A 5,108-nucleotide genomic window follows, 5' to 3' on the forward strand; every position below is an offset into this window, starting at 1 on the left:
TTGTCGTACGCAATCGACTGCCATGCTCTCGCCGTCAGATTCTCAGGAGTGTCTATCCACGTCCATTCGCCAGACGTGGTGTTCAGAACCTTGGTCTGGTTGTTGCTTCCCGAATCGAGGTATTCTTGCCCGCCAAACACGATGAGTCTATTCCCGGAATCGTCGTATATCATGGACGTTCCTTCGGTGAGGACGCTCTCGTCGGTTGGTATGACCGACCAGGCATTGCTGGTGAGATTCAGCTTCATCATCTTGTTGAGCCCAAGATCCAGCCTTCCGCCGAAGAGATAGATGGCGTGGTCGTTGGCGCTGTAGGCCATCGAATGACCGCTTCTCGGGCCGGGATCGTCTCCGCCTGCTGGAGGCAGCGGACTCCACGTCTCGGACGAGAAGTTGAACACCCAGGAATCGCTGATAGGGCTGTTCACATGCCTTCCTCCGTAGAGAACCGCGGAATCCCAACTCGGAACGTAGACCATAGCACTCTCCCTTCTGCGCACTGGCGCCGGAGTAAGGCTGTCGAGGTTCGTCCAGTTCCCTGAGGTGGAATTGAAAAGCCATGTCTCGACGTTGTCCGTTGCCAGCCCGTTTCCGCCGCTGACGAGCAACACCTTGCCTGACACTGGACTGTAAGCCATGACGTGCCTGTCCTGCGGCAGGGGCCTCGTCACTGGATATGTGCGCACCCACTCATCCGAGCTGGCGTTGTAGAGCCACGATTCATCATCCTTCCAGATGGACGAGAAAGCGTAGACACTGCCCCCCTCGGTTCCCACGAAGACCCTTTCGCGGGCGCTCACGGCCTCGCTGTCATCGGCATAGACAGCTATCGACGTAATCTTGCTGTCGAGAGTTGTCCGCGAGATGTTCTTTCCACTGGGGATTTCGGAGGACCTGTAAACGAGATTCAGTTCCGTGTATCCCGGTTCCCTCAACTGGTAGAACTCTCCGCTTTCGGTTCCGAAGTAGAGGATCCAGTGAACGGTATTCCGAACGCTGACGTCGCCGTAATTGCTGATTACTGGCCCTGCGGTCACCAAGGAGTCCGCTTCGAAACAGCACACCCTGTTGTTGTTCTCATCATACCATACCATCAGACCAGTGGAAGGACGCAGGGCTATGACCTTCTCGCCCGAGGCGAAGTATATCCTATCTGCCGGTGGACCAATAGTCGCTGGTTCCAGTCTGAACGCAACAGACTGGTTGATGGGATCTCCAGCATTGAACAACACAGAAGACGTGTCCACATACCAGAACTGGTCCACCCTGATCAGATCCTCCTCAGGGGCTCTCCAGTTAATCGGATCGTAAAGACCCAGAGCGGGAGTAATCAGAGCGATTACGATAAAGAACGCCAGAATGCCGAGTCCAACGATCCCTATCCTACTTGCCTTGAACAGGTCCCAGTTCGTCTTGAACGCCTTGTAGTAGCCCCTGAATTGTTCATGCAATCTCTCTCTCGACACCATGTTACAACCTCACCCTCGGATCGAGGAATGCGTAAAGCACATCGGCCGCCACGTTCGCTATGACCGTCATGATAGCCAAAAGGAAGAATGTCCCTTGCACGGCTGGATAGTCCTGTTGTATCGTGGATGTCACAAGGAAGTAGCCCATTCCCGGCCACGAGAAAATCGTCTCGGTGAGAACGCCTCCGCTAATGACGCCGCCGACGCCCAGGGCGATGACCGTGGCGACTGGCAGAAGCGCGTTCCTCGCGGCGTGCTTATACATCACAGTTCTCTCGCTGAGGCCCTTGGCCTTGGCGGTCATGATGTAGTCCTCCCCGAGGACCTCGAGCATGGAGTTCCTCATCAGAAGCACATATCCCGCCAGACTGACCATCATCAGCGTGACCAGAGGAAGCGTCATGTGCCAAAGGATATCGGCGATGTATGCGAGACCGCCTAACGCATTCCCCTGAGCGTCTTGGCCTCCTATGCCTCCCAGCGGGAACCACTGAAGAATGAAGCCGAATCCCCACAGGAGTATGAGTCCGAACCAGAACAGAGGCATGGAATAGAAGAAGAGACTGACAACAATGGCGGACATCTCCAATGAGGATCCTCTCCGCCACGCCAGGATAGCTCCTACGCCGATGCCCAGCAACGCCGAGAGGGCGAGAGCAGTCCCGAACAAGAGAACCGTGGCGGGTGCTCTCTGCTCAATCTCGGTCCACACAGGCCTCTTCGAGAAGAAGGAAATACCGAAGTCGCCCGTTATCATATCCGTGAAGTATTCCCAGAACTGCTCCCAAACAGGGAGTTCGACCACTATCTGCGGATGGAATAGCTGTTCTGGAGGCTTGAGTGTGGAGACTTCTCCGGCTGGTGTCGTCACGAATACGATCAGGCCAGAATCTGCAACCGGCCTGAGCTTGCCATCTGCGTCGACCTTGACAGCAATGGTGAACTCACCGATTGTTTCCGCGAATATGTTCCGAGATGTGAACATACCCCCCTCGCTCGTCACGAGTTCGAACGGCGTGATATCGCTCGGGTTCACGGCATAGCCATCTTCCACGGTTTCGGTCTCCTGCGAGACCGGGTCGTAGACCGACAGTTCCATCCTATAGAAACCCGCCTGGTCAGTATCGACGGTGGTCGTGTACCTACCCCAGTTCGGGCTTCCAAGGATTTGAGTGCCGTGGCTCGTGAGGTTGTACTCCTCCGTCTGGTTCAGGTCCTCGTTCCTAACCAGGGTCATCGTGACTATCCTGTTCATGTCCCCTTGCGCCTTGACATCAAAGGTGAAGTCGACTGTATCTCCAACTGTGATGTTGCCTGTTGGCGTATCACTGTAGGTCGTGTTCCAGATGACCAGAGAATCCTTGCTGGGGAAGAACCGCTCCTCCTTCACATAAGATGAGTAAAGCGTGATGTTGTAGAGCCCTGGAGGGTCGACGAGCCCGGTGGAGTTGATCTCCAGCCTAAGGCCATAGGCGCCGACATCGAAGGTGTTGAACGAGCCCAAACGATAGACTCCCGGAGCAGTCTCCCACCTCGAGAAGCCGAAATCGACAAGGAGCCTGTCCCTGACTTCTGGCGTCTGACCGGGCTCGATGAAGAACCTTGTCGGGTCCCCAGGCATCATCCTGAAGATGATGAAGAGCAGAATGAGTATGATCACAAGCGTAATCACCGTGTGCAAGGCCCTCCTGATGAGGAAGCTTCTCAGTCTCATAAGAACTACCGGGCCGAACAATACTCCAACTGATATTTAACGTCATTTGTACGGGGCTTTGTGGCCAGTAGGCTCGCCAAAGTCTCGTCTCTCGAAATAAAAAAAGGGAAGGGTGAGAAGGGTTTACCTTCTCTTCGTTCCTCGGAACACTGCAAAGCTCACTGCCACCAGCGCGATGACCGCGATCGTCGCCACCACATCGATGGCCGGAACCTCTGTATCCGTGCCGCCTCCTCCGCCGCCTGCGGTCGGTGACAGTACGGTGATTTCCTTGGCGTCTTCTGCGGACACGTATCCTGTGAGATTCGCACTGACCCTCAGGTTGAAGGTCTGAGATTCCACGCCCTCAGGCAAATCGGCGGGCGCTCCGAACACAACCGTGCCGATGGTCCCACCAAGGGTGGTGCCACTGCTCGGCGTCAACGTGGGTCCCGACGGCTCTGTCACGAGGTTCACAAGGGCTCCGTCCACGGATAAGCCGACCTGGTCCGTGACCATGACTTCAATGGGCATCGTCCCTCCCTCTTCAAGAGCGAAGAAGGACGGTTCGACAAGGACCGACAAGAACTGCGTACCTGGTGGCTGGACTTTCACCCTGGAAAACTGTACGGTCGAAGCTGGATAGGTCTTGTAGTCAAGAGCCTGCGCAGAGACGAAAACTTCCGTTTCGGCTCCCACTGTGGGTGCGACATAGTTCGCGACCAGCTGTCCGTTGATGTTCGTTGTTCCGTTGACGGTCGTCCCGAATTCGCCTCCGGGGATGCTCAGATTGCCGAGATAGCCGGAACCGGCCAGGGTCATCTGGACGGGCGCTCCTGCGATAGTGGTGGCATCGGGATCTCTCACCGTCGCCACGACGTTAGTAGTTGAGGCAGAGGCAACTGCAGATTTCATCACAGGTGGAGAGACTGTGAGCGCGTCTGGGGATGGGGGATGAATCCCTATCCTCGACCAGAACGATCCTCCGAATATGGATCCAGAAGAGCCCACTGTCCAGTTGATGAACTTGTCTGATCTATATGCCTCGATGTTCGTCCTGAAGTAGAGGACATCGTATGGCATTGCATCCGTGAGAAGCCCTGAGCACTCCTTGATCATTGACACCTGCACATCTGGATCCAGCTCGGCACGTGCATCTGTAATGAGAGTGTCGAATGTCTCATTCTGGAACCCGGGATAGTTCTGTCCTGCTGGCGCATTACCCGAATAGAAGAACGCATGGTAGTAGTCTGGAGGATCTGAACCTATTCTCCATCCGAGGACCCATATGTCCATCTCACGGTCGTCAAGACGCTCCGTGATTTCCCCGAACGCCATCAGCGTGGAAACGAAGTTCAGCCCAACTTCCTGGGCTCTGGTCGCAATCATGTTGCATGCGGATGCACGGATCGGATCGTAGTCCGCCTGGGGACACAGTATCTCAACCTCTCGGTCACCGATAGTCGGCAGATTCCGCTTTCCACTCGTGCCGTAGCCAAGGTTGAATCCGGCCTCTGTATAGTGGTCATCCAGGATTCCCCTCGCCACTTCGAGATCGTAGTCGTATTTCGTAACGGAGGCATTGTACCACTTGGTGAAGGAGGGGCTGACAGGTTGGTCTCCGGCCGCACCGAAGTTCTGCAGCAAGGTGGTCACGATCGTCTTCTTGTCGATTACGTGAGCCATTGCCTTCCTCAACCAGAGTCCATCGTCGCCCTGGGTCGGATCGTTGTTGGGATAGCCGAATGGAGACTTCCGCATATTGTAGCTGATATAGAAGAATCCCTTCTCCGCAGTGTTGAATATCCCTATGTTCGGATCGATCAAGAGACCCCCAACGAACTCGGGAGGAACGGACCAGGACACAACGTCTATCTCTCCCGCCTGGAGTGCGAACACGGCTGCCTGCGCGGTCTTGTATATCTTGAACAGCATCCCGCCGATGT

The 5,108-nt window shown here is 55.4% G+C and carries 3 protein-coding genes; all 3 read right to left on the bottom strand.

Going from position 1 to position 5,108, the window contains the following annotated elements:
* A partial coding sequence (locus LN415_07245; protein MCJ2556886.1) for a hypothetical protein occupies window positions 1-1,451 on the bottom strand: 1,451 nt, incomplete at its 3' end.
* Window positions 1,452-1,470: 19 nt separating this feature from the next.
* Window positions 1,471-3,183: an ABC transporter permease gene (locus tag LN415_07250; protein ID MCJ2556887.1), complete on the bottom strand. Its 1,713-nt coding sequence runs from the start codon at window positions 3,181-3,183 to the stop codon at window positions 1,471-1,473.
* Window positions 3,184-3,306: 123 nt separating this feature from the next.
* On the bottom strand, window positions 3,307-5,108 hold a 1,802-nt coding region (locus LN415_07255; protein MCJ2556888.1), incomplete at its 5' end, for an ABC transporter substrate-binding protein.

It is taken from the genome of Candidatus Thermoplasmatota archaeon, from assembly GCA_022848865.1.
Taxonomy (GTDB): Archaea; Thermoplasmatota; Thermoplasmata; order RBG-16-68-12; family JAGMCJ01; genus JAGMCJ01.